The sequence below is a fragment of the Luteolibacter arcticus genome (genome assembly GCF_025950235.1).
GTDB classification, from domain to species: Bacteria; Verrucomicrobiota; Verrucomicrobiia; order Verrucomicrobiales; family Akkermansiaceae; genus Haloferula; species Haloferula arctica.
Map to the genome: position 1 here is coordinate 338286 of NZ_JAPDDT010000002.1, position 22327 is coordinate 360612.

General features: G+C 64.5%; 11 protein-coding genes and 1 tRNA gene. 6 read left to right on the plus strand and 6 right to left on the minus strand.

Translation table 11 applies throughout. The annotated features are described in order from the left end of the window. Positions 1-10 precede the first annotated feature (10 nt). Together OKA05_RS06190 and OKA05_RS06195 are read left to right on the plus strand one after the other, a co-directional pair. The gene (locus OKA05_RS06190) at positions 11-991 is read left to right on the plus strand and encodes a peptidyl-prolyl cis-trans isomerase (RefSeq protein WP_264486244.1); all 981 of its coding nucleotides are present in this window, start codon (positions 11-13) and stop codon (positions 989-991) included. 26 nt (positions 992-1017) lie between these two features. Beyond that, positions 1018-13977, plus strand: coding sequence for an Ig-like domain-containing protein (locus OKA05_RS06195; protein ID WP_264486245.1), 12960 nt, complete (start codon positions 1018-1020; stop codon positions 13975-13977). Between the two features lie 174 nt (positions 13978-14151). Here the strand turns inward: OKA05_RS06195 and argJ are convergent, their stop codons facing one another. Both argJ and argC read right to left on the minus strand, forming a co-directional pair. After that, complete coding sequence (argJ, locus tag OKA05_RS06200) at positions 14152-15405, minus strand: bifunctional glutamate N-acetyltransferase/amino-acid acetyltransferase ArgJ (RefSeq protein ID WP_264486246.1); 1254 nt, start codon at positions 15403-15405, stop codon at positions 14152-14154. A gap of 43 nt (positions 15406-15448) precedes the next feature. Continuing rightward, positions 15449-16495, minus strand: coding sequence for an N-acetyl-gamma-glutamyl-phosphate reductase (argC, locus tag OKA05_RS06205; RefSeq protein ID WP_264486247.1), 1047 nt, complete (start codon positions 16493-16495; stop codon positions 15449-15451). Between the two features lie 84 nt (positions 16496-16579). Here argC and OKA05_RS06210 point away from each other — a divergent pair. Continuing rightward, positions 16580-16656, plus strand: a tRNA-Pro gene (locus tag OKA05_RS06210). Positions 16657-16837: 181 nt separating this feature from the next. Then, positions 16838-17113, plus strand: a complete 276-nt coding sequence (locus tag OKA05_RS06215) for a hypothetical protein (protein ID WP_264486248.1) — start codon at positions 16838-16840, stop codon at positions 17111-17113. A 108-nt stretch (positions 17114-17221) separates the two neighbouring features. Here the strand turns inward: OKA05_RS06215 and OKA05_RS06220 are convergent, their stop codons facing one another. Beyond that, positions 17222-18106: a PEP-CTERM sorting domain-containing protein gene (locus OKA05_RS06220; RefSeq protein ID WP_264486249.1), complete on the minus strand. Its 885-nt coding sequence runs from the start codon at positions 18104-18106 to the stop codon at positions 17222-17224. Positions 18107-18318: 212 nt separating this feature from the next. On the opposite strand from OKA05_RS06220, the gene OKA05_RS06225 reads away from it, so the two are divergent. Together OKA05_RS06225 and OKA05_RS06230 are read left to right on the plus strand one after the other, a co-directional pair. Beyond that, the gene (locus OKA05_RS06225) at positions 18319-20031 is read left to right on the plus strand and encodes a cation:proton antiporter domain-containing protein (RefSeq protein ID WP_264486250.1); all 1713 of its coding nucleotides are present in this window, start codon (positions 18319-18321) and stop codon (positions 20029-20031) included. 17 nt (positions 20032-20048) lie between these two features. Continuing rightward, the gene (locus tag OKA05_RS06230; RefSeq protein ID WP_264486251.1) at positions 20049-20768 is read left to right on the plus strand and encodes a metallophosphoesterase family protein; all 720 of its coding nucleotides are present in this window, start codon (positions 20049-20051) and stop codon (positions 20766-20768) included. A gap of 211 nt (positions 20769-20979) precedes the next feature. On the opposite strand, the gene OKA05_RS06235 is transcribed toward OKA05_RS06230, so the two are convergent. Genes OKA05_RS06235 through OKA05_RS06245 form a run of 3 tightly spaced genes read right to left on the minus strand, consistent with a single transcriptional unit; the run spans position 20980 to position 22314 of the window. After that, positions 20980-21435 carry a Crp/Fnr family transcriptional regulator gene (locus OKA05_RS06235; RefSeq protein ID WP_264486252.1) on the minus strand — a complete coding sequence of 152 codons (456 nt, stop codon included), beginning with the start codon at positions 21433-21435 and terminating at the stop codon, positions 20980-20982. 37 nt (positions 21436-21472) lie between these two features. Next, positions 21473-21829: a DUF3307 domain-containing protein gene (locus tag OKA05_RS06240; RefSeq protein WP_264486253.1), complete on the minus strand. Its 357-nt coding sequence runs from the start codon at positions 21827-21829 to the stop codon at positions 21473-21475. Continuing rightward, positions 21826-22314, minus strand: coding sequence for a Crp/Fnr family transcriptional regulator (locus OKA05_RS06245; RefSeq protein ID WP_264486254.1), 489 nt, complete (start codon positions 22312-22314; stop codon positions 21826-21828). The genes OKA05_RS06240 and OKA05_RS06245 overlap by 4 nt, the downstream gene beginning before the upstream one ends. Positions 22315-22327 lie beyond the last annotated feature (13 nt).

The window sequence follows — 22327 nt, forward strand, 5'->3', positions numbered from 1 at the left end:
TCGCTTGCCCATGCTGCTCCGATCCTTGCCCCGCTCCATCGCCCTCTGCACGGCTGCCTGTCTCTTAAGCCAGTGCGAGAAACCGGCGGCGACGGGAGTTCCGGCACCAAACGCGCTCGCCACCGTGTCAGGCCAGGCCATTACCGAGAAGGACTTGGTGGAAGAAGCGGAGTGGCGTCGGTCTAACAACCAAGCGGTGCCCCCGGCACCGGAGCTGTTGAAGGAGATGGCCAACCGCCTCGCGCTGGTCGAGAAGGCCAAGCAATCGGGCATCGCCGACGATCCGGAAACGCGCCGCCGCGTCCAGAGCGTGATCATCGCACGGCTGCGCGAGAAGCAGCTCGATGTCGAACTCGCCAAAGTGGCGGTGACCGATGAGGAGCTCAAGGCGACCTTCGATTCACGGAGTGCCGAGTTCGCGCGCAAGCCTCTCGATCGCTTCGCCATCCTTTTCCAAGCCGCCGACGCGAAAGCTTCCGATGCGCGCAAGGCCGAAGCGAAGAAGCGTCTGGAAGACGCCCTCGCGCTCGCTGACGCGAACCCCGGGGGGGGCGAGGGCAGGGGAGCGACGACCGGTGGCTTCGGCCCAGTGTCCGTCCAGCATTCCGAAGATCAGGTTACGCGCTACCGTGGCGGCGACGTCGGCTGGATAGAGAGCGATGCAAAAGAAACCCGCCTGCCCGCGAATGTGATCGATGCCGGCCGCGCCCTGGAAAAAGGCAAGCGCAGCGGCGTCCTCGAAGCCACCGATGGCTTCTACGTCATCATGAAGACCGACGCGCGTGACGGTAGCGCACGTCCCATGGAGGAAGTCGCTGACAACCTCCGCCAGCAACTCCTGCGCGAGAAGCGCCGCGCGCTTGAAGAGCAATTCCTCGCCGACGCCTTCCAACTTTCCAAGGCATCCATCAATGCCGACGCCGCGGCCAAGGTGACCCTTCCCGTCACTCCCGCGCCCGCACCTGCCGCTCCCGAACTTTCGCCTCCTTGACCCTCTCCCATCTGCCTTTCACTCCCATGGACCTCCCTTCGCGCCTGCTTTCCCTTCTCGCGTGCCTCGCATTGACCGGCGTCGCCTCCGCCGTCGCGCCGAGCCTCACAAACATTTCCACCCTCGACGGGGGAAGCGAGGATCAGGATACCACCATCAGCTACGATGACCTCGCCAACGAGGCCAACGAGTTTGATGGCGACGGGGACGTCATCGTCTTTCGCTTCAAGTCGCTTTCCAGTGGCACGTTGAAGAAGAACGGCACGGCAGTGGCCGTGGATGGTACTCTCGCCGCGGGCGAAGAATGGGTGTGGACGCCGGCTCCCAATGCCAACGGCACCCTCGAGGCTTTCACCGTGCGGGCCTTCGCCGGTGGCCAGGAATCCTTCGGCGATGAGCCGGTCGACATCGCCGTGGACGCCGTGAATGACGCGCCGTCTTTCACCGCCGGTGCCAACGTCACGGTCAACGAGGATTCGGGCGCTTACTCGCAGAATTGGGCCACCGGCATCAGCCCGGGTCCGGCCAATGAAAACTCGCAGGATGTTTCCTTCACGATCACGTCCAACTCGAACGCCGCGCTCTTCTCCGCAGGACCCGCGGTGAACGACCTCGGCCGCTTGACCTTCACTCCCGCAGCGAACGCAAACGGCACCGCAACCATCGGGGTCCGCGTCGTTGACAATGGCGGCACTGCGAATAGCGGCACGAACCAGTCGGCCATCCAGACGTTCACCATTAACGTCAATCCGGTGAACGACGCGCCGTCCTTCACGGATACGAATGTGAATGTCGCGGAGGACTCGGGTGCCTTCTCGCAGGCCAACTGGGCAACGAACATCAGCCCGGGCCCGGCGGACGAGAGCGGCCAGACCACGAGCTTCACCATCACGAATAACACCAACGCGGCGCTCTTCTCGACCGCTCCTGCCCTCACCGCGAGCGGCACGCTGACCTTCACGCCGGCGGCGAACGAGAACGGCAGCGCCACCATCAGCGTCCGCATCAACGACGACGGCGGCACGGCCAACGGCGGCGCGAACCAGTCCGCCGTCCAGACCTTCACCATCACCGTCACCCCGCAGGACGATGCGCCGACGATCACGGCGACGATGAATGGAACCGCCGCCGCGCCATTGCTCGACACCGCTTCCACGCTCCCCGGCGGTGAAGCGGGTCCGGTGCCCGCCCAGAAGGTGTTCCAAGACGCGACGATCGCGGACGTCGATCACAACAAGCCGAGTCCCGAGAGCCTCATCGTCGTGGTGACGGTCCCGAGCATCGCGGAAAGCTACGGCACCTTCGCGCTGCCGGGCTCGACGGTGGCCAACGTTTCCGGTGGCAAAACCTACACCTTGTCCGGGCAGTCGCCTTCGAATGCCACGGCTGACATCAAGCTCGCGACCTTCACTCCCCTCTCGAATGCGCATCCGGTCGGTCTCTACAACTTCGGCATCACGGTCGCGGTGCGCGATGGCACCCCGCTCAGTGCCACGCCACTGACGCCGACCTTGAACGTGAAGTCGGTCAGCGACCTGCCCACGGCGAATGCCTCGCTGGCGGTCGCGTCGATCACGGATGCGGGACCGGTTTCGCCCTTCCGGCTCACGGTCAATGATGTCGATGAGGGGGACACCTTCTCCGTCACCATCACGGAAACGAGCACCACCCTGCGTGGCGCACTTTCGGCGACCACTGTGACTGGAGCCGCCGCGCAGATCGGCACGGCGATCCAGAACCTAGTTTACACGCCTTTCCAACAGAACGCCAACCAGACGGCGACCTTCGACTTCGATGTCACCGACGTCCACCCGGACGGCAGCACCGGCACGGTGGGACCACCGGCCACCCCGGTGAAGCGCAGTGTCTCACTGCCGATCACCTTCGTGAATGATGCGCCGGAGTTCACGGGCCTGACCACGTCCTTGATCCGCATGACCGATGATCCGGGCGCGCTGCCGGTCTATCCGTTCTCGTCCATCTCGATCATCGATGGCGATCCGGCACAGGTTGTGACCGTCACGCTGTCGCTGGGTGACCAGGCACAGGGCAGCTTTTCCGGCCCGGTCGGGACCTTCAGCTCGACCAACGTGATCACCGGCACCGTCTCCGAGATCACCACGAAGCTGCGCCAAGTCCGCTTCGTCCCGACGCCGGGACGCATCCCGGTGAACTCCAGCGAGACCATCACCATCACCATCACGCTGAACGACGGCACTGCTTCCGTCTCCAACAATCAGACCCAGGTCGAGGTCACCGCCGTCGATGGCGCGCCGAGCCTCCTGTGGAATGGCAATCCGGTCTTCCCGCTGTCGTCGAGCCCGGCCTTGATCGATCCGTCCACCGGTCCGAAGCCATTCGCGCAGGTGACCATTTCCGATGTCGGCCAGGTCGAGGTGACCGTGGCGCTAGATACCGTGGCCAAGGGTTCGCTGAGCAATCTCGGTGCCTTTGTCGAAACACCGGCCGGCTCGCGCAGCTATCGCTTCACCGGCACGGCGGCCGCGGCCCAGACCGCGATCCGCGCGATCAACTACGACATCAACCCGAACTACCTGTTCCCGCCGAACCAGCCGGGCCGCACGGACTTCACCATAAGCGCGACCGACTCCGCGCTGAATTTCACCTCGCGGGTGCTGCCGATCCTCCTGACCAGCGATGCCCGCAGCTTCCTCGTCACCCACTTGCTCGACGATGAAACGGTGCCCGGCACGCTGCGCCACGCCATCACCCACGCGGTGAACAATGACGTGATCGTCTTCGCGCTGCCGAGCTATCCGGCGACCATCCGCCTGAACAAAACGAAGGGCCCGCTGGTTCTCACCAAGCACCTCTCGTTCCGCGGCCCCGGCGCCGACAAGCTGACCATCACCGGCGACTCGAACGCGAACGCCACGACCGACTCGGGCGACGTGCAGCTCTTCCGCATCTTTGCCAGCGTGCAGATCCAGGGCGTGCGCCTAGCCCGCGGCTTCGCAGACACCGGCGGTGCTGCATTCGTCGGCCGCTTGGCACCGACCGCCTCGCCCGGCTCGCTGGTGATCGAGGATTGCGTGATCGCGAACTGCCTCGCCAGCCAGTGGGGTGGCGCGATCGACGTCTATGATGGTGCGCTGAAGGTCTCTCGCTCCGTCTTTGAAAACAACGCCCTCAACGCGTCCGCCGGTCTCGGCGGCGGTGCGGTCTCGCTCTTCACGAACCACGCCTGCTCCTTCACCAACACCACTTTCTCCGGCAACTCGCAGCCCGCTTCCACCGGTTTGGGTGGCGGTGCCCTCTACGTGGAGAACGACACGCCGACCCAGTTCGTCCAGACCACCATCAGCCACTGCACGTTCGCGGGCAATGCCGACGCGGCGATCAGCGGCGGCGATCCGGACCTGGGTGCCAGTTCGTTGTTCAACAACGTGTCGAACTCGCGGGTGCTGCTCGCGAACAACATCTTCGCCGACTTCTCCACCCGCAATCTGAAGGTCTATGGCAGCGCCGAGATCGTTTCGAACGGCGGCAACATCTCCAACGACAACACCACCACCGAATTCCTTCAGGGCGGCACGGCTGACAATACCGTCTTGCTCGGCCACATCACCGACAAGCGCAACCTCGATCCGAAGCTTGCCCCGATCGCCACCCTCGAAGGCACTACCCGCGGGCATCGCCTGCTGCCGGACAGCCCGGCCGTGGGCACCGGCATCGCCGGCGTCTCCGCAGTGGACCAGCGCGGCGTGATCCGCAACGCGACCTGCGACATGGGTGCGATCGATGCCAACGCGCTCGGCAAGCTGATCGTCCACGAAGTCTTCCCGGCCACGAACCCGAACCAGCAGTTCATCGAGTTCTACATGCCGCGCGACCAAGCGAGCCTCGACCTCACCGGGTATGAAGTGTGGATCGATGGCGAGAAGCGCCACACCTTCACCGCGCAAGTCATCGCTCCCGGTCATGGCCTGGTGCTTGCCGAAACCCTGATCACCGCGGCGGGCTCCACGCCGGTCATCGTCTCCGACGAAAGCCTCGATCTCTTGCAGCGCGGCCGCATGGAGCTGCGCAAGCCATTCGCCGCGGGCAATGCCGTGGTGGAAGCCGTTTCGTTCGTCGCCGCCTTTGCGAATGCCACCACGCCATCGGTGACCGATGACTACTCGACCGGTTCGATCACGCTTGCCCCGCAGTATCAGGGGGCGGCCTTCGCCCCGCATCGCCTGGTGCAGGCTCCACCCACCGGCGGCATCTTGATCGGGGCCAACGGTGCCGCGACTTCGCCGGGTGCAGACACCGCGGGCACGCCATTCGGTGAGGACAATGCCTACCCGATCGCGACCATCGATAGCTTCGAGATCACGGAAGACGTGGCCCAGACGCTCATGGTCCGCGCGAACGACCTCGACGCCGATGGCGCGGACGAGTTGTTCATCGTTGATCTGAATCAGACGCTGTCCGCGATCCCGCCGGTGTCGAACAAGTCCACGATCTCCACCACTTCCGGAGCGACTGTCACCGTGACCCCGGCCGGTTCGCCGCTGCGTGGCACCGCGGTGAATTTCGACCCGCGCGTCGCCTTCAATCACCTGCCGGAAGGCGCCCGCTTCACCGACACCTTCGCCTACTCGATCGTCGATGTCGGTGGCGGCGCGGTCGGTGGCTATGCCGACGGCGGAACTACGAAGACTCTCGTAACAGCGCCTGCCCACCGCCTGGTGACCGGTGCCTCGGTGACCATCCGCGATGCCGGATTCGCCGGTTACAATGTGGCGCACACGATCACCGTGGTGGACGATGACCACTTCAGCATTCCCGTGGCCTTCCTCGGAAACCCGGCCCCGCTGCTGCGCGGTCGCTGGCAGGCCGCCGCTCTCCGCACGCCGAGCGCGCGAGACGAGGCACTCGTCCAGGTCTCGGTGCTCGGTCGCAACGACCCGCCGACTCCGGCCGCCGATTCCGTCGCGACGAATGAAGATACCATCCTGCGCGTCTTCGCCGACCCGCGCGTTTCGAACATCGCGCTCGATACCGATGCGCTCTACCCGGCACCGCGCACCTTCAATGGCACCGGCATCCTTGCCAACGACACGGATCCTGACACGGACGGCAATCCGTTCACGCAGCTCAAGGTCATCGGCGTCTGCCAGGCCAAGGCGATCGGCGGCTTCAGCGGCACGGCAGGAGTTTCCCCGGTGACCGTCACCGCCCCGGGCCACGGTTTGTCGACCGGCGCCACGGTCCTCATTTCCGGCTACGGCGGCCATCCGTCCTACAACGGCTACCATGTGGTGACCGTCGCCAGCGTGGACACCTTCACGCTGCCCATCGCCTTCGTCGATGACGCTGCGACCAAGGGCCTCTGGGCCGTGCTGACCAACGAAAACCGCCTGTCCACCACCAGCAAGGACGGTGCCGCGGTGACGCTCGAGATCCGCGCGAACCGCAACCAGACGAACCTCGTTTACAACCCCCGCCCGTCGGCCTTCCTCGATGGCCTCGCCGATGGCGAAAGCAGCACCGACACCTTCTACTACGCCGCCGAGGACAACCACGGCGCGGTTTCGCTCGCCCAACTCTCGGTCGTCGTCGCCGGCGTCAACAACGACCCCGTGCCCAGCGACAACCCGCCGGGACTGGCGGCGCTCGATCCGCTGCTCACCGGCGGCCTCACCGCACCACAACTTCTCGATGGCTCGGCGGTGCTGCACTTGCTGCCCGCTTCCGGCACGCCCGGCCGCGTGAATGTCTCGATCCGTCCGCCCGGCGGTGCCTTCGGCGACATCATCGTCATCGATGGCCTCGACCAGACCGATGAAGACACCGAGCTCGACCTCGTCAGCGCCGACATCTTGGCCAACGACTCCGATATCGATCGCACCGACGTGCTGAGCTTGGAAATTCGTGCCGGCCAAAACGTCAGCCGCGAGGGTGCGGCGATCAGCCTCAGCCCCGACGGCGCGACGCTGACCTACGATCCGACCGGTTCGGCCACCTTGCAGGCACTGGCCTTCAAGGAGCGCGTGATCGATACCTTCACCGTCACCGTCTTCGACGGCATCGCACGGGTGAACACACTCATCGCCGTGATGGTGGAAGGTCGCAACGACTCGCCGACCACCAACAACCTGGCGCTGACGATCAACGAGGAGACCTTGCTTGAAGTCCCGACGCCGGGCCTGCTGTTCAGCGGCCTCGACATCGACCAGAACACGCTACTTCCCGACAACCGCAAGTTCCTCAAGCCGACCGACGCCTTCCCGACGAATGTCTTCGCCGCGAAGGTCAATGTCCTGCTCGATCGCCGCGATGGCTCTATCGATACCTTCGCTTCCATCTCCGGCACGCCGGGTGCCACCGCTGTAGTTTCCACCGATCACGGTCTGGTTTCGGGTGAGGAAGTCGTGCTGCTCGGCAGCGGCGCGCTCACCGGCCAATTCGTGGTCACGAAGATCGACGGCAATACCTTCAGTGTGCCGGTCGCTTACAATGCCGCCTTCGCCTCGCTGGGTGGCGGCACTTGGACCGTGCTCGCCAGCACCTTCCAGTATGACCCCCGCGAGTCGGTCTTCTCCGATCTCCCCGGCGGTCCGACCTACACGCTGCAGGGCCTCGCAGTGGGCGAGACCTTCGTGGACAGCTACACCTACACGCTGCAGGACGGCAGCTTCCTGTTCGCGAACGATGACATCTACCGGATCGAAGCCGACCGCTCGGACATCGAGCTGAAGGTCTTGCTGAACGACGTGAGCCTCGAAGGTCTGGCCACCGGCCGCCGCATCGTGGCCGTCGGCCCGCTCAGCGGTGCCGGCACTGCGGTGCTCAATGGTGATCAATCGCTGATCTACACGCCGGAAACCGGCTTCGTGGGCGACGAGGTCTTCTCCTACACCATCGAAGACAACCTCGGGAACCGCGACACCGCGATGGTCACCGCCCGCGTGACGATCGATCGCCTGAATGGCAACCTGCGCGCGAACGACGATCAATTCACCGTGGCGGCCGGTCAGGCACCGCTCGTCGATGTGCTGGCGAACGACAGCATTATCCCCGCGACCGGCGACCCGCTGACCTTGGCTTCGATTTCCTCCGCTCCAGATGAAGGAGGCCTGGCAGTGATTGAGAACGGCAAGGTCCGCTACACGCCGAACCCATCGATCACCACCTTCCCCTACACCGAGACCTTCGAATACACCATGAACGGTGGCGGCACGACCGCCGCGACCGCCACGGTGTCGATGCTGGTGGTCAACCGCGCCAACACGCTCAACGTCCGCGCCGATGCCTTCAGCGTGCCGGTCGGCAGCGTGTCCAACACGCTCAACGTGCTGGAGAATGACAACATCCTGCCCGGCAACGGCGAGAATCTCGACATCGTCTCCGTCACCACCGCCGCTCATGGCACGGTGACCGTCATGAATGGCGTCGCGCTTTCCTACACGCCCGCCGCTGCGTTCCTCGGCACCGACAGCTTCTCATACTCCGTGACCGACGGCCTCGGTGGCACCGGCATCGCGTCGGTGACGGTCAAGGTCGGCTACCTCACGATCAACAGCGACATCTTCAGCGTCGCCTTCGACGATCCGGGCAAGCTCACCGACGACGGCACGACGGTGCTCGACGTGCTGGCCAACGACAACGTGCTTCAAGGCGGCAGCGGCCAATTGACGATCACCAATATCACCCCGGCCAGCGCCGCGGTCGGTGCGATCAGCGTCACACCGGGCGGCACCTCGCTGACCTTCAATCCCGCCGCAGGCGCGACCGGCCAGCAGGACTTCACCTACACCGTGACCGATGTCGGTGGCCGCACCTCCACGGGCACCGTGACCGTCGTGGTCATCGCCGGTGGCATCCGCGCGAGCAGCGACTACTTCACCGTGCAGGGCGACAGCCAGTCCACCGAGTTGACGGTGCTGTCGAACGATCTCCGCATTTCCGACCTGCCGGGAGCGCTCTCCGTGGCCTCCATCGGCACCGGACTCGATGCCCCGGACCAGGGCGGCACCGTGGAAGTCAGCGCCGACTTCAAGAAGCTCGTCTACACTCCGGCCACCGGCTTCCGTGGCGTGGAGTCCTTCACCTACACGGTGACCGATGGCGACTCGACCGACACCGCGCGCGTGTCCGTCCGCTCCACCGATGGCGAGATGGTGGCGGGTGATGATGCCTTCCTCGTCTTCCGCGGCAGCTCGGAGAACCGCTTGCCAGTCCTCGCGAATGACCGGGTGATTCCGGATGGCGGCCAGCAGATCTTCATCACGGCGGTCGGCGATGATCCGTCGAACGTGTCGAATCCGGCTTATCGCGGCACGCTGGACATCATCGAGGATGGCGCCGCGCTGCGCTATACGCCGAATGCGCTGAATCCGGCCGGCAACTACATCGAGACCTTCACCTATGAAATCTCCGCGGGTGGCACTGATCGCCGTGAGGCCGTCATCAGCATCGAAGTGCTGAACCGGGCCGGTGCCCGCGACCTCGAGACCAATCACGATCGCTTCTCGGTCCGCAGCGATTCCACCGGCACCCTGTTGCCCGTGCTCGCGAACGACAGCGTGCTGCCTGCCAGCGCGAGCGAGTGGATCATCACCGAAGTGACCACGCCATCGAATGGCGCGGTGCAGATCGTCGGCAGCAATTTGCTCTATGCACCGCAGCCCGGGTTCGTGGGCACCGAGGTCTTCACCTACAAGGTCTCCGATGGCTTCGGCGGCACCGGCCAGGCCGATGTCACCGTGAAGGTGGGCGACATCAGCGTGAGCGATGACCACTTCACCCTGATCGCCGGTGACGGCGTGGTGGCCCTCGATGTCACTGCGAATGATGGCATCCTCCGCACTTCGTTCCCCGAGACGCCGCTGCCTTCGCAGGCGGACTTCACGCTGACGACCGCACGAGCGATCACGCTGGATCCGGTGAACGCCGGCACCGCCGTGGTTGCCGATGGCAAGGTCAGTTACACGCCGGATGCCTCGTTCACCGGTCGGGCCGCCCTGACCTACTGGGTCCAGGACGACAGCGGAAACGAGTATCCGGGAGTCGCCCACATCGACCAACGCACCGCGGGTGAAGACCGCGACAGCGCCACCGTTTCCATCACCGTGACCGGCGTGAACGACGCGCCGCGCATGGTGAATGCGGAAACCAACGGGCTGAACGACAAGAGCACGCTGCATCCCTTCCCGAACGTCACGGTGATCGAATACGACAGCCAGCGTCTGGAGCCGGTGGTCATCCGGGTTTCGTTCGCAGCCGAGCGCGGCATTCTTGCGGGCGGTGGCTTCACCCTGGTTTCGCCGGGCGTGATCGAGTTCACCGGCACCGCGGCGCAAGCGACCATCGCGTTGCGCGCCTTGGTCTTCACTCCGACCATCGACCGCATTGTGGTGGGCACCACGGAAGACACGCAGTTCACCGTGAGCATGGATGACAGCTACGTCACCACGCCGGTGATCGAGGACTCGACCGTCACCACCGTCACGCCGGTCAATGATGCGCCCACGCTGCTGAATGCGGTGACGAGTGCCACGAACGACAAGACCCCGATCAAGCCGTTCCCGGCGTCGACCTTCGTCGAGATCGACGACCTGACCGTGCAGCCGCTGGAAGTGATTGTCACCTATCCCGGCGACCGCGGCACCTTGGCCGGTGCTTTCACCCAGATCTCTCCGGGCGTGCTGAAGTTCAATGGCACCGCGGCCCAGGCGACCACCGCGCTGCGGGGCTTGGTTTACACGCCGGTTGAGAATCGCATCACCGTTGGCACCACGGAGAATACCAAGTTCACCGTGAGCATCGACGATGGCTTCACCACCGTGCCGGTGATCGTGGACACCGCGATCATGACCGTGACCCCGGTGAACGACGCTCCGGTCCTGACCGGAACCGCTCCCGGCGCGACGAATGACAAGACTCCGGTGAAGCCCTTCCCGAGCGTGACGCTCATGGAAGTGGACGATCTGACGATCCAGCCGCTGGAAGTGACCGTCAGCTACGAAGGTGACCATGGCACCCTGGCCGGCACCGGCTTCACCCAGATCGTGCCCGGCACGCTGGTCTTCAATGGCACTGCCGCCCAAGCGACCACCGCGCTGCGCGGCCTGACCTACACGCCGTTCATCGACCGCATCTTCATCGGCACCACGGAGGACACGCATTTCACCGTGGATATCGATGACGGCTTCACACCGGCACTTATCACCGACGATGAAACCGTCATCACCGTGACTCCGGTCAACGACGCACCGCAGTTGCTCGGTGCGATCCCGGGAGCGACCAACGACAAGACCGCGATGAATCCCTTCGCCACCTCCACGGTGATCGAAGTGGACAATCTCGCCGGTCAGCTGGTGCGCGTCCGCGTCACCTTCCCGGCGGATCGCGGCACTCTCTCCGGGCCCGGCTTCACGCTGATCGCACCGGGTGTGCTGGAGTTCTACGGCACCGCTGCGAATGCCACCATCGCCATCCGCGGGCTGGTGTTCACGCCGTTCCTCGACCGCATCACCGTGGGCACCACCGAGCAGACGCGCTTCACCGTCAGTCTCAATGACGCGGTCGTGAGCACGCCTGTAATCGTGGATACCGCGGTCGTCACGGTGACGCCGGTCAATGACGTGCCCGTTATCACCGGCACGGTGGATGACCAAGAGCTCTACCAGCGTTCCTCGCTGCGTCCGTTCGTAGGGGTGAACATCACCGACATCGACGATCTCGCGGTGCAACCGTTGACCGTGACCATCCAGATCGACAACGCGATCAAGGGAACCTTGTCGAACCTCGTTGGCTTCACCCTCCTTTCGGAAGGCAGCGGCACCTATCGCATGACCGGCAGCCCCGCCGCGGTCTCCACCGCACTGCGCGGCCTCGTCTTCACGCCTACCCCGGGCACCCGCATCACGCCGACCGCTCCGGAAATCGCCCGCCTGACCATCACCATCCAGGACGGCTTCGCCGCCCCGGTGATCGATGACATCACTACGATCGAGATCCTGCATGCGGAAGTCGATCAACTGCTCGCGCTGGGGGCCACCGGCCTCGATGCCAGCCAGACCGGTGCCGGCTTCGGCACCAGCTCGGCGATCAGCAAGGACACGCTGGTCATTGGCTCGCCGCTGCGGGATACCCCGTCGGTCGATGTCGGCCGGGTCCAGATTTACGAGCGCAGCTCCGGCTTTGGCGCTCCCTGGGGACAGGTCGCGGATATCGGCGGCACCGATGCGGGCGCGGGCGATTTGTTCGGCCAGGCGGTAGCCATTGATGGCGACTACATGGTGGTCGGCGCTCCCGGCTTCGACCAACCCGGCGGCAGCAATGCCGGCGCGGCCTACATCTTCCAAAGGAATCCGACGAATCAGAACGCCTGGACCCAGGTCGCGAAGATCAATCCGCCCGTGATCAACGGCTCCGGTGGCGATGCCTTCGGCAGCGCGGTCGCGCTGCAAGGCGACACGGTGCTCATCGGCGCCCCGAACGCCAACCTCACCGGAGCCCCGCGTTCCGGCCGGGTGTTCGTCTTCAAGCGTGGTGCCACCCCGAGTGCCTGGACTTTGTCGCAGACCCTCGTCGCCGCCGACAACCGCGTCAGCGGCCAGCTGAATGACTCCGAGTTCTACGGTGCGGCTGTGGCGATCGATGGAAATACCGTGGTCATCGGTTCCCATGGCGCGAACTACGCCGGCAACAGCACCCTGTGGAATTTCGGCGCGGCTTACATCTACACCCGCCCGACAGCCGCCGGCGGCTTCACCGAATTCAAGCGCCTCGATCAGTTCGACGGCACTGAAGCCAAGGCCTACGGCGGCTTCGGCTATGCGGTGGATATTTCCGGCGACCGGATCGCGGTCGGCGTTCATTCGGTCAATGCGCCCTTCGGCGGACTCAAGCCCGGCCGGGTCCGCATCTATGAGCGCGACTCCGGTGGCGCGAACCAGTGGGGCCTCGTCCGCGAGGCAGCCCCGGCGGACGGCGTGACCTCACGGTACTTCGGCTACTCAGTGGCGATCTCCGGAAACCTCCTGCTTGTCGGTGCTCCCGCTGGCAGCGAGGGCTCGCTGGAAACCCGCGGTTCCGTGGAAATCCTCCGTCGCAGCTCGGGCACGGCCGATTGGCTCGCCATCGACCGCATCACCCACGGGGCGTCGGCCTCCGGCAATCGCTACGGCAACTCGGTGGCGCTCGACGGCTTCTCCGGCGTGGCCGGTTCCAGTGCTGACAGCGTGAATGCGACCGGCGCAGGCGGCGCCGGTAGCGCACGGGTCCTGCAGCTCCAGTATGACCTCGGCCCGCGTCTCGCGGTGCCGGTGCTGGATCAGCTTGCGGTGGAAGGCTCACCCTTCAGCTTCACGGTGAATGCGGCGACCTTCGGGGATCCGGTCTATCCGGGCCAGCTCACGCTTGCAGTCCGGTTGAGCGATGGCAGTCCGCTGCCGCCCGCTGGCTGGCTCTCGTTCAACCCCGCTACCGGTGCCTTCACCGGCACTCCGACCGCCGTCGAAGGCCGCGACTATAGCCTCCAACTCGTGGCGACCAATCCGCTCGGTTCGCAGGTCGTGTCGAACGTCTTCCGCGTCTATCAGAACCGTGCATCAGGCTCCTTGGCAGCCGCCTACGCCGGTTGGGCTACGGGACAATTCACGCCCTCCGTGCTCTCCAACTCTGCTCTGGAAGCGAGCGTCTGGGGTATCAACGCGGACGCCGATCACGATGGCCGTGCGAACGTGCTGGAGATGCTCTTTGGCCTGAATGCCAACCAGCCGGATCAGCCGCAGCTCGTCTTCACACGGATCAGCGCGACGCAGTACACGTTGAGCTACCCACAGACCGAGCAATTCCCGGCAGGCGAAGTGGCGGTCGAGTGGTCGATCAATGGGACGACTTGGACCACCACTGGTGTGGTGCTGACCCCCGGACCGGCGGTCAGTGGCATCATCCGCGTCACCGCGTCGATCACCTCGCCGCTGGCGCAGCAGAAGGTCTTCGTCCGCATCGTGGCAGGCGATTGATTTGAAAACGGGGGCACGCTGGTGCCCCCCGCTCTCCGTCAAGGTTTGGCGATCAAAGCGGTGCATGCCTCCGGCGTGCAACAGGTCCGGCAGACATCCTGTCTGTCGCCCCCCAGGATGCGGGCGATCCTTTCGCACGCCAGAGGCGTGCGCCACGTTCGGACGATGCCCCTTCTATACCAGCCCGTCCTTGCGCGCCTGCTTCCAGTAGGCGTACTCGGAGCGATTGAAATCGATGTACTCGGGCGAGAGGTCGCTACTATACATGCAGTAGTCGGCGTCGCCCTGGTTCAGGTGGATCTCGATCTTGAACTCTGGCTTGGCGGCGATCTCGCGCAGCTCGTCCATCGGCGTGGTCGCTTGCAGGCCGCCGAGGCAGGCGGGCTTGCCGTCGTAGAAGATGTCCACGAGTTCCTCGCGAATGCGAGCGCGCGAGTAGCCGACGGCGTGGAGCACGCGGCCCCAATTCGGGTCGCCGCCGTTCCACGATGACTTCACCAGCGCCGACTTGCAGACCGCCTCGGCGACGAGCTTGGCATCCAGATAGGTGCGGGCGCCCTTCACCTCCACGGTGACGAACTTCGTCACCCGCTCGCCATCGCGGACGACCGCTTGCGCAAGCTCGAGCATCACGTGGCGCAGCGCCTGGCGGAATTGGCGGCACAGCGAGCTGTTACGGCGGATCGGCGGCATGCCGGAGCGGCCGTTGGCGAGCACCAGCACCGTGTCGTTGGTGCTCATGTCGCCATCGATGGTGATGCGGTTGAAGCTTTCATCGACCCCCTCGAGCACGCCCTTGCGCAGCGTGTCGCGCGGGACATTGGCATCGGTGGTGATGAAGCACAGCATGGTGGCCATGCTTGGCGAGATCATGCCGGCGCCTTTCACGCAGCCGCCGATGCGGACGCGGTGGCCGCCGAGGTCGAAGGAAATGGCGATCTCCTTGTGATGGGTGTCGCTGGTGATGATGGCGCGGGCCACCTCGGTGCCACGGCCACTGCCGAGACCCTGGACGAGATCGTCGAAGCGCGACTCGATCCGCACCATCGGCATCGGCAAGCCGATCACGCCCGTGGAACACACGCCGATCTCGCTGCGGTTCAGGCCGAGCGGGGTGGCCACGCCCTTGCACATCGCCTTGGCGTCGTGGATGCCTTGGACACCGGTGCAGGCGTTGGCGTTGCCGCTGTTGGCGACGATCGCGCGGATGTCACCCTTGCGCAGGTGGGCTTGGGACAGCTTCACCGGCGCGGCCTTGACGCGATTGATGGTGAAGGTGCCGGCCGACGTACACGGGCTCTCCGAATAGATCAGCGCGAGGTCGAGACGTTCGGCGGCAGGGTTCTTGATGCCGCAAGATAATGCGGAGCACTGGAAACCGCGCGGCGCGCCGACGCCGCCTTTGATCCGGGTGACGGGAAAGTCCATGGGTGGGTTTGCAAGGGTGTGGGGCGGAGACGCTGAACAAATCTCACGCCGTTTGCAACCCGGCGGTCTCCGGGAGGCCGAAGATGAGGTTGAATGACTGCACCGCCTGCGATCCCGCGCCCTTGCCGAGGTTGTCCTCCGCGCTGGTCAAAATAACACGACCGGTCCGCGCATCGTGCGCCCAGCCGATGTCGATGAAGTTGGTGCGCGTGACATTCTTGGTGTCGGCACAGCCGCCCTTGCCTAGCAGACGGACAAACGCCGCGTCCCCGTACGCACTTTCCAGCGCCTCGCCGATCGCGGCGGGATCGATGCCTTCCGTCAGCTTCGCCGTGGTGGAGGTGGCGATGCCGGAGTTAACCGGGACCAGGTGCGGGATGAAAGTGATGACCACGCTTTCACCGGCCGCAATTGATAGCTCCTGCTCGATCTCGGAGAGGTGGCGGTGCTTCGGGATGCCGTAGGCGCGCACGCTCTCATTGCACTCGCAGAAGAGCAGCGAGACATCGGCCTTCTTGCCGGCTCCGCTGACGCCGCTCATCGAGTTCGCCACGATCGTGGCCGGATCGATCAGGCTGGCCTCCAGCAGCGGGATCAGCGGCAGCAGGATGCTGGTCGGGTAGCAACCGGGCGAGGCGACGAGCCGCGCCTCCCGGATGGCACCCGCCCGGATCTCCGGCAGGCCATAGACCGCCTCATCGAGCAGCGCCGGTGCTGGATGGGGGTGGCCGTAGAATTCCTCGTAAACGTCGGCATCGCTCAGCCGGAAATCCGCGCTCAGGTCGATGACCTTCAGCCCGCGCTCCAGCAGCGCGGTCGCGATTTCCGCCGCCACCCCGTGCGGCAGCGCGAGAAACGCCGCCTGCGCACCGGTCGCGGCGATGGCATCCGGATCGGGCTCCATAAACGGCAGCTCGGCCCCCGGCAGCTTGCGGAAGCGCGGAAAGACGGCGGACAAGGGCTTGCCGGCCTCCTGGCGGGAGGTCGCGGCCACCAATTCGACCTGCGGGTGGACCAGCAGCAGGCGCAGGAGTTCCTGCCCTGTGTAGCCGCTGGCTCCGACAATCGCGCATTTGATCCGTTCCGTCACGGCGCGGAAAATGCATGATTTTCAAGGCTTGCCAACCGGGATTTGCCCTGATTGTCTGCCCGCCCCGTCGCCAACGTGGTTAAACGGGCTGTAGCGCAGTCTGGTAGCGCACCTGCCTGGGGGGCAGGGGGTCGTGGGTTCGAATCCCGCCAGCCCGACCACCAAAGCCCGGCACCCAAGACTTTGGGTGCCGGGTTTTGGCCGGGACGCGTGGTTACGAGGAGAAAATGACGCGTTGCGTTCCTCGGACGGTGCTTCAAAATCCCGCTCAACGTCGGGGAGAAAGGTGACGTAACGCATCCACGGGCACCAAGTCTCCGAGCAGACGCAAATCCTTTCCCAATGGACCCTGACAATTCCCCTCCGTTTCTCGTCCCTGTTCTCCAGATCGTGGCATTCATCTGTGGCTTTGCCGCTGTCCTGCTGCTGCTGGGCGCGTTTGGCAGTGCCAAGGATATTGCGAAGGCCAACTTTGTGCATGCACTCATGTGCTTGGGCTCGGGGATCGGCCTCCTGTGGATGGCCAAGGTGTTAGAACTCTTGCACAAGATCGCGTTCGCGAAGAGCGGACTGCCAGATGCAACGGCTCCCCCTGCCGAGCCCGTGACGAGGATGTAGGAGCCGTTCACCTTACGGCGGCAGACGGCACGAATCCATTGCGACCTTGGGATCTCCGGGCGCGCCGTGGAGGTGAAAGCGCACGGGCGGCTTTCCGGCTTCCAGCGCTCAGTTCGACTTGCGGCGGCGCAGCAGCATGAGGGCACCCATGCCGCCCAGCAGGGTGAGCGGGGTCGAAGGCTCGGGGATGACGGTGATGAGGACGCCACCCTCCGATTCCACGGCGCTGAATGCGGTTGGGTCGATGGCACCATCCCACTGGAGCGTGCCATTGGTCAGGAAGCCGTCCTCGGCCAAGGCCGTGAGACTGTAGTTCCGGAAGAAGAGGGAGCCGGTCGATGCGGTGCTGAAGTTGAGCGACTGCGATCCTCCGCCGTAGAACCCGCTGTAAAAGCTGCCTCCGTCCACGGAGATCGTGCCGCCGGTGAAATCGATGATTCCCGGGCCGTCGGCAAATGAGATCATGGTGGCGCTCAAGGTGCCCCCCGTCATCGTGAACGAGCTGATGGGTTTGAATTCGTTGGCGATGTTGACCGTGCCACCGGTGATGGTGAAGTCGCCGAAATCCGCCCGGTTGAGAAAGTTGCCGCTGAAATTGGCAATGCCGGCGGAGACCGTGATGTTAGAGTCGCTGTTGCGGACGATGTTGTCGGAGGTGCCTTGGTTGAAGGTGCCGCCCGCCACGATTAGCGATCCGCTGCCAAGCTGGATCCATGCGTTGCCTCCGGCTTGGGTCCAACTGCCGCCGTTGAGCACGAGTGCCCCTCCGTTGTGGATCGCCAGGTCACCGCCCGGGGTGTAGGTGACGGCACCTGAATTGATTTCGGCCGTGTTGCCGCTCGCGGTTCCGGGCACTTCACCGCCCTCCCAATTGCCCCCCGTAAGATAGTCGCCGGTCCCGCCGCCCCATACTACTGTGGCAGCCGACAGGCCGTTCATGGGGAGAAAGGTCAGGAGTACAAGAGGTGCAACGACACGGCAGACGGATTTCATGGGGGCAGGGTTAAAAGGGTTTGCGACTGCAATTTAATGCAATCACGGGTGGAAATGTCAGCAATTATTTCTCGGAAGTGTTAATGACTCCGTTTCTTCCGATAGGAGACATCCGGAAGGCGCTTTGTTATGCCCTCACGCTGGCCCTCAGTACCGGGGTCCGCAGAATGCTGCATCGACGCGGCGGCTTCGGTGGCTAGCGTCGCCGGTGCGTGGACCACGGAATAGTCACTGACATCGCGACGTGCATCATCGCCGCCTGGGTGGTGGGGGTGGTTTGCCGGGTGGTGCGGCAGCCGTTGCTGATCGCGTATTTGGTGGCGGGGTTTGCGATCGGGCCGAATGGGTTGCGCTTCATCACGGATCCGGAGTCGATCCGGACGATGTCCGAGATCGGGTTGGCGCTGCTGCTGTTCATGATCGGGCTGGAGATGGACCTGAAGAAGATGCTGGGGTCCGGGCGGGCGATCACGGTGACGGCGCTGGTTCAGATCATCGGCGGCGTGGCCTTGGGGTGGCTGCTTTTCGGCTGGCTGGGCCCGGCGGCGACGAAGCTGGAGGCCCTCTACCTCGCGGTGGCAGCGGCGATGAGCAGCACGGTCATCATCGTGAAGCTGCTGCACGACAAGCGGGAGCTGGAGACCCTCGCCGGGCGCATCACGATCGGCATTCTGGTCCTGCAGGACGTCTTCGTGATCCTGTTCCTCGCCGTCCAGCCGAGCCTCAAGGATCCGGCGTTGGCACCCCTGGCCTTGGCGTTTGGCAAGGTGCTGCTGCTGGTGGGCGTGGCCTACACCGTCAGCCGCTTCGTGCTGCCGCCGGTCTTCAAGCTGGTGGCGCGGCAACCGGAGCTGGTGTTGGTGGGCGCGCTGGCGTGGTGCTTCGCGTTGGCCGGCTTCGCGAGCTACCTTCACCTGTCGCGGGAAATGGGCGCACTGCTTGCCGGCGTGTTGCTGTCCACCTTCCCCTACACGCTCGATGTGGTGGCGAAGGTCACCAGCATCCGCGATTTCTTCGTCACCCTGTTCTTCGTCTCGCTCGGCATGATCATCCCCCTGCCGACGTGGGACTACCTGCTGTGGATGCTGGTCTTCAGCGCGGTGCTGGTTGCCACCCGGCTGCTGAGCGTGACCCCGGTGCTCCTGAAGTTGGGCCTCGGGCATCGCATGAGCCTGCTGCCGGCGATCAATCTCAGCCAGCTCAGCGAACTCTCGCTGGTGCTGCTGGCGATCGGCAAGGCCAGCGGGGATGTGTCCGACCGCACGATCAGCATCACCGCCTTCGCCTTCGCGTTCCTCGCGGTGGGATCGACCTATGGGATCCTGCGGAATGATGGCATCGTGCGCACCGTCTCGCCGTGGTTGACGAAATTCGGCATGCCGGACTTGCCCGAGGGCAGTGGTGAAACCGGCCACGACACTCAGGCGGGGACCATCTTCGTGCTCGGCTTCTCGTGGACCGCGAGTTCCATGGTGGAAGAAATCGAACGCGAGCGGCCGACGCTGCTGCCGCGGCTCAAGGTGATCGATTTCAATCCCGAAACGGTTGCGAAACTCCGCGCTCGCGGGGTGTCGGTCGTCTATGGCGACGTCAGCCAGCGCGACGTGCTGGAGCACGCGGGCATCGCGGAGGCGGAGGTGATCGTCTGTTCGCTTTCCGACAGCGTGCTGCGCGGTGCGAGCAATCTCCGGATGCTCCGGCAAGTGCGCGCCCTCAGCGAGCGCGCCGAGATCATCGTGCACGCCGAGCGTCTCGACGATGCCGCGGGCCTTTACGCCGCGGGGGCCAGTTACGTGGTCACGCCCCGGCTGTTGGAAGCCCGCGAGCTGCTCGAAGTGCTCGATGCGGTGGACAACCACCTCATCGCCGAAAAGACCTGTGAACAGCTTGCGCGCTTGGAAAATCGCAGTGAAGTGATTCCCTGATCCCCCTCCTCCTTGCTGTGAAAATCCTCTTCGCCGCCGACCTGCACTACGCGCTCAAGCAGTTCGACTGGCTTGCCGCGAATGCCGGGGAGTGCGACGCGCTGATCATCGGCGGCGACTTGCTGGATCTTGGCGGGAACCTCGACACCGACCTCCAGGTGGTGGTGGTGGAGAAGTATCTCCACAAGCTCAGCAAGCTCACCCGTGTGATCGTCAGCTCCGGCAATCACGACGGCGACCATCGCGATGAAAACGGGGAGTCACGCGCGCGCTGGATTGGCGAGATGAAGGACGATCGCCTGCACGTCGATGGCGACTCGCTCGATGTGGCCGGCATGCGCATCACCGTGTGCCCATGGTGGGATGGTCCGGTGACGCGGGCGGAGGTGGAGCAGCAGTTGATCGCCGCCATGCCGCCGGCGGGAACGCCGTGGCTGTGGGTCTATCATGCCGCACCGGAGGGACCGCTGAGTTGGACCGGGAAGGAATTCATCGGTGACGCGACCTTAACCGCATGGATCGCCCGGTTCTCGCCGCGCATCGTGATGTCGGGGCATATCCACAATGCTCCCTTCTACGCGCAGGGCTCGTGGATTGACCGGATCGGCGAGACGTGGGCCTTCAATCCGGGGCGACAGATCGGAGGGTGTCCGGCGGTGCTGCGGTTCGACTTGGACCGGCAAGAGGTGGCCTGGCACTCGCAGGAGGGGGTGGAGGAGCGGAGCTTGGTGGGGTAGGTGTTCGCGTAGGCGCACTGGTGACAGTGCGGAGCGGTTCCTGAAAGCGGACTGCTCACGTGCTTCCGCGTTGTCACCAACGCGCCTACCGAGGTATGGAATGCCTTTGGCGTAGGCGCACTGGTGACAGTGCGGAGCGGTTCCTGAAAGCGGACTGCGCACGTGCTTCCGCGTTGTCACCAACGCGCCTACGGAAAGACGATGCTCATTCTCAACTCTTCGCCCGGCGTTTCGGCTGGCGGTGCATCAGGGTGCTCAGAACGTCATCCACCATCCCGATGTGGTCGTGGCCGTCGTATTGATGCTTAACGTCCACGAGGTAGCGGTTGAGCGCGTCGATGCGGTGCGCCAGCAGCTCCGCGATATGGAGGCAGGCGGCCGGTGAAGAGGCGAGAAACGCGCGCGGTTCATCGACGGAGGTGATTCGCGACGGAACCAGCGTCCGCACGCTGGCGGTGCAGGGTCCGCCTAGGAGCAGGGACATCTCCCCGAAGACAGCACCGCTTTCAGAGATCTTCGCGACGCGGACATCATCGCGCAGGACTTCCACTTCCCCTTCCAGCAGGACGTAGAGGGCGGCGCAGGGATCGTCTTGCTGCAGAATGAACTCACCCGCCGCGAGTTCGCGGACCGGATGGCCGGCGATGATGTCGAGGAACGGGTTCATCGCTGGAAAACGGAGCAAATCCGGGGCCAGACTTCCGTCAAACGGGAAGCCATCCCTTCACCATCACGATCACGAAGATGACCTTGCAACTGAGGTGCAGTGCCTGGTCGGTGGCATAACCGTAAAGTCCTTCGCCCTTGCCGAGATCGATCAGCCAGTGGAGCACCAGTTCCGCCACGGCGATGATGGCGCTACCCGAGACGATCCAGACCCCGCCCGCGTGAATGAGCGAGTGGGCCGTAAGGGAGATCAGCCACTCGGAAAGATTCTTCGCTTCCCTGCGCTGCTTGGTGCGGGCCAAGTAGTCGCCCTGAAGGGGAAAGTCCGCTAGCGCGTGCGATATGGCGAACGCGAAGAACAGGGCGAGCGGACCGCTCTGGAGAAGGATGCTCACGCCGTCGGTCTCCAGAAGCTGTGCAGTGCTGACTTTTCTTCGGATTCGGCAAGCTTGGCGTTCATGGCCCGGATCCGCTTTCCTTCGAGACGGAGCAGGCCCTTCATGAACTCGATCCCCCCCACGGGATCATCCTGGAAGAAGCCCTGCAATTCGGCTTCCGAGATCTGCCAGATCAGGCACTCGCTGCGGGCGATCACCGAGGCACTGGCAGTGCCCGGATCGAAGATATTGACCTCGCCGAGCGAATCACCGGCTCCGAGGCTCGCGACCAACAGATTCCGGCCGCCGGCGTGGGATACCACATGCAGCATGCCGGACAGGATCAGGTAAAGGTTTGGCTGCGGCTTGTCTTCTTCGATCAGCGATTCGCCATCGTGGGGACGGACGAACTTTCCGAAGGATGCGAGAAACTCGCGGTGGGAGGAATCCATGTCGGCGAGGAAGCCGATGGCGGGCAGTTCCGGAAGGGGAGACGAACTCATGGGAATCGACCGA

Excerpts from the sequence above, each read along its gene's own strand:
- OKA05_RS06190 (WP_264486244.1), top strand. The coding sequence starts at position 11 with ATGCTGCTCCGATCCTTGCCCCGCTCCATCGCCCTCTGCACGGCTGCC.
- OKA05_RS06245 (WP_264486254.1), bottom strand. The coding sequence starts at position 22,314 with ATGAGTTCGTCTCCCCTTCCGGAACTGCCCGCCATCGGCTTCCTCGCC.
- OKA05_RS06215 (WP_264486248.1), top strand. The coding sequence starts at position 16,838 with ATGGACCCTGACAATTCCCCTCCGTTTCTCGTCCCTGTTCTCCAGATC.
- argJ (WP_264486246.1), bottom strand. The coding sequence starts at position 15,405 with ATGGACTTTCCCGTCACCCGGATCAAAGGCGGCGTCGGCGCGCCGCGC.
- OKA05_RS06235 (WP_264486252.1), bottom strand. The coding sequence starts at position 21,435 with ATGAACCCGTTCCTCGACATCATCGCCGGCCATCCGGTCCGCGAACTC.
- OKA05_RS06195 (WP_264486245.1), top strand. The coding sequence starts at position 1,018 with ATGGACCTCCCTTCGCGCCTGCTTTCCCTTCTCGCGTGCCTCGCATTG.
- OKA05_RS06220 (WP_264486249.1), bottom strand. The coding sequence starts at position 18,106 with ATGAAATCCGTCTGCCGTGTCGTTGCACCTCTTGTACTCCTGACCTTT.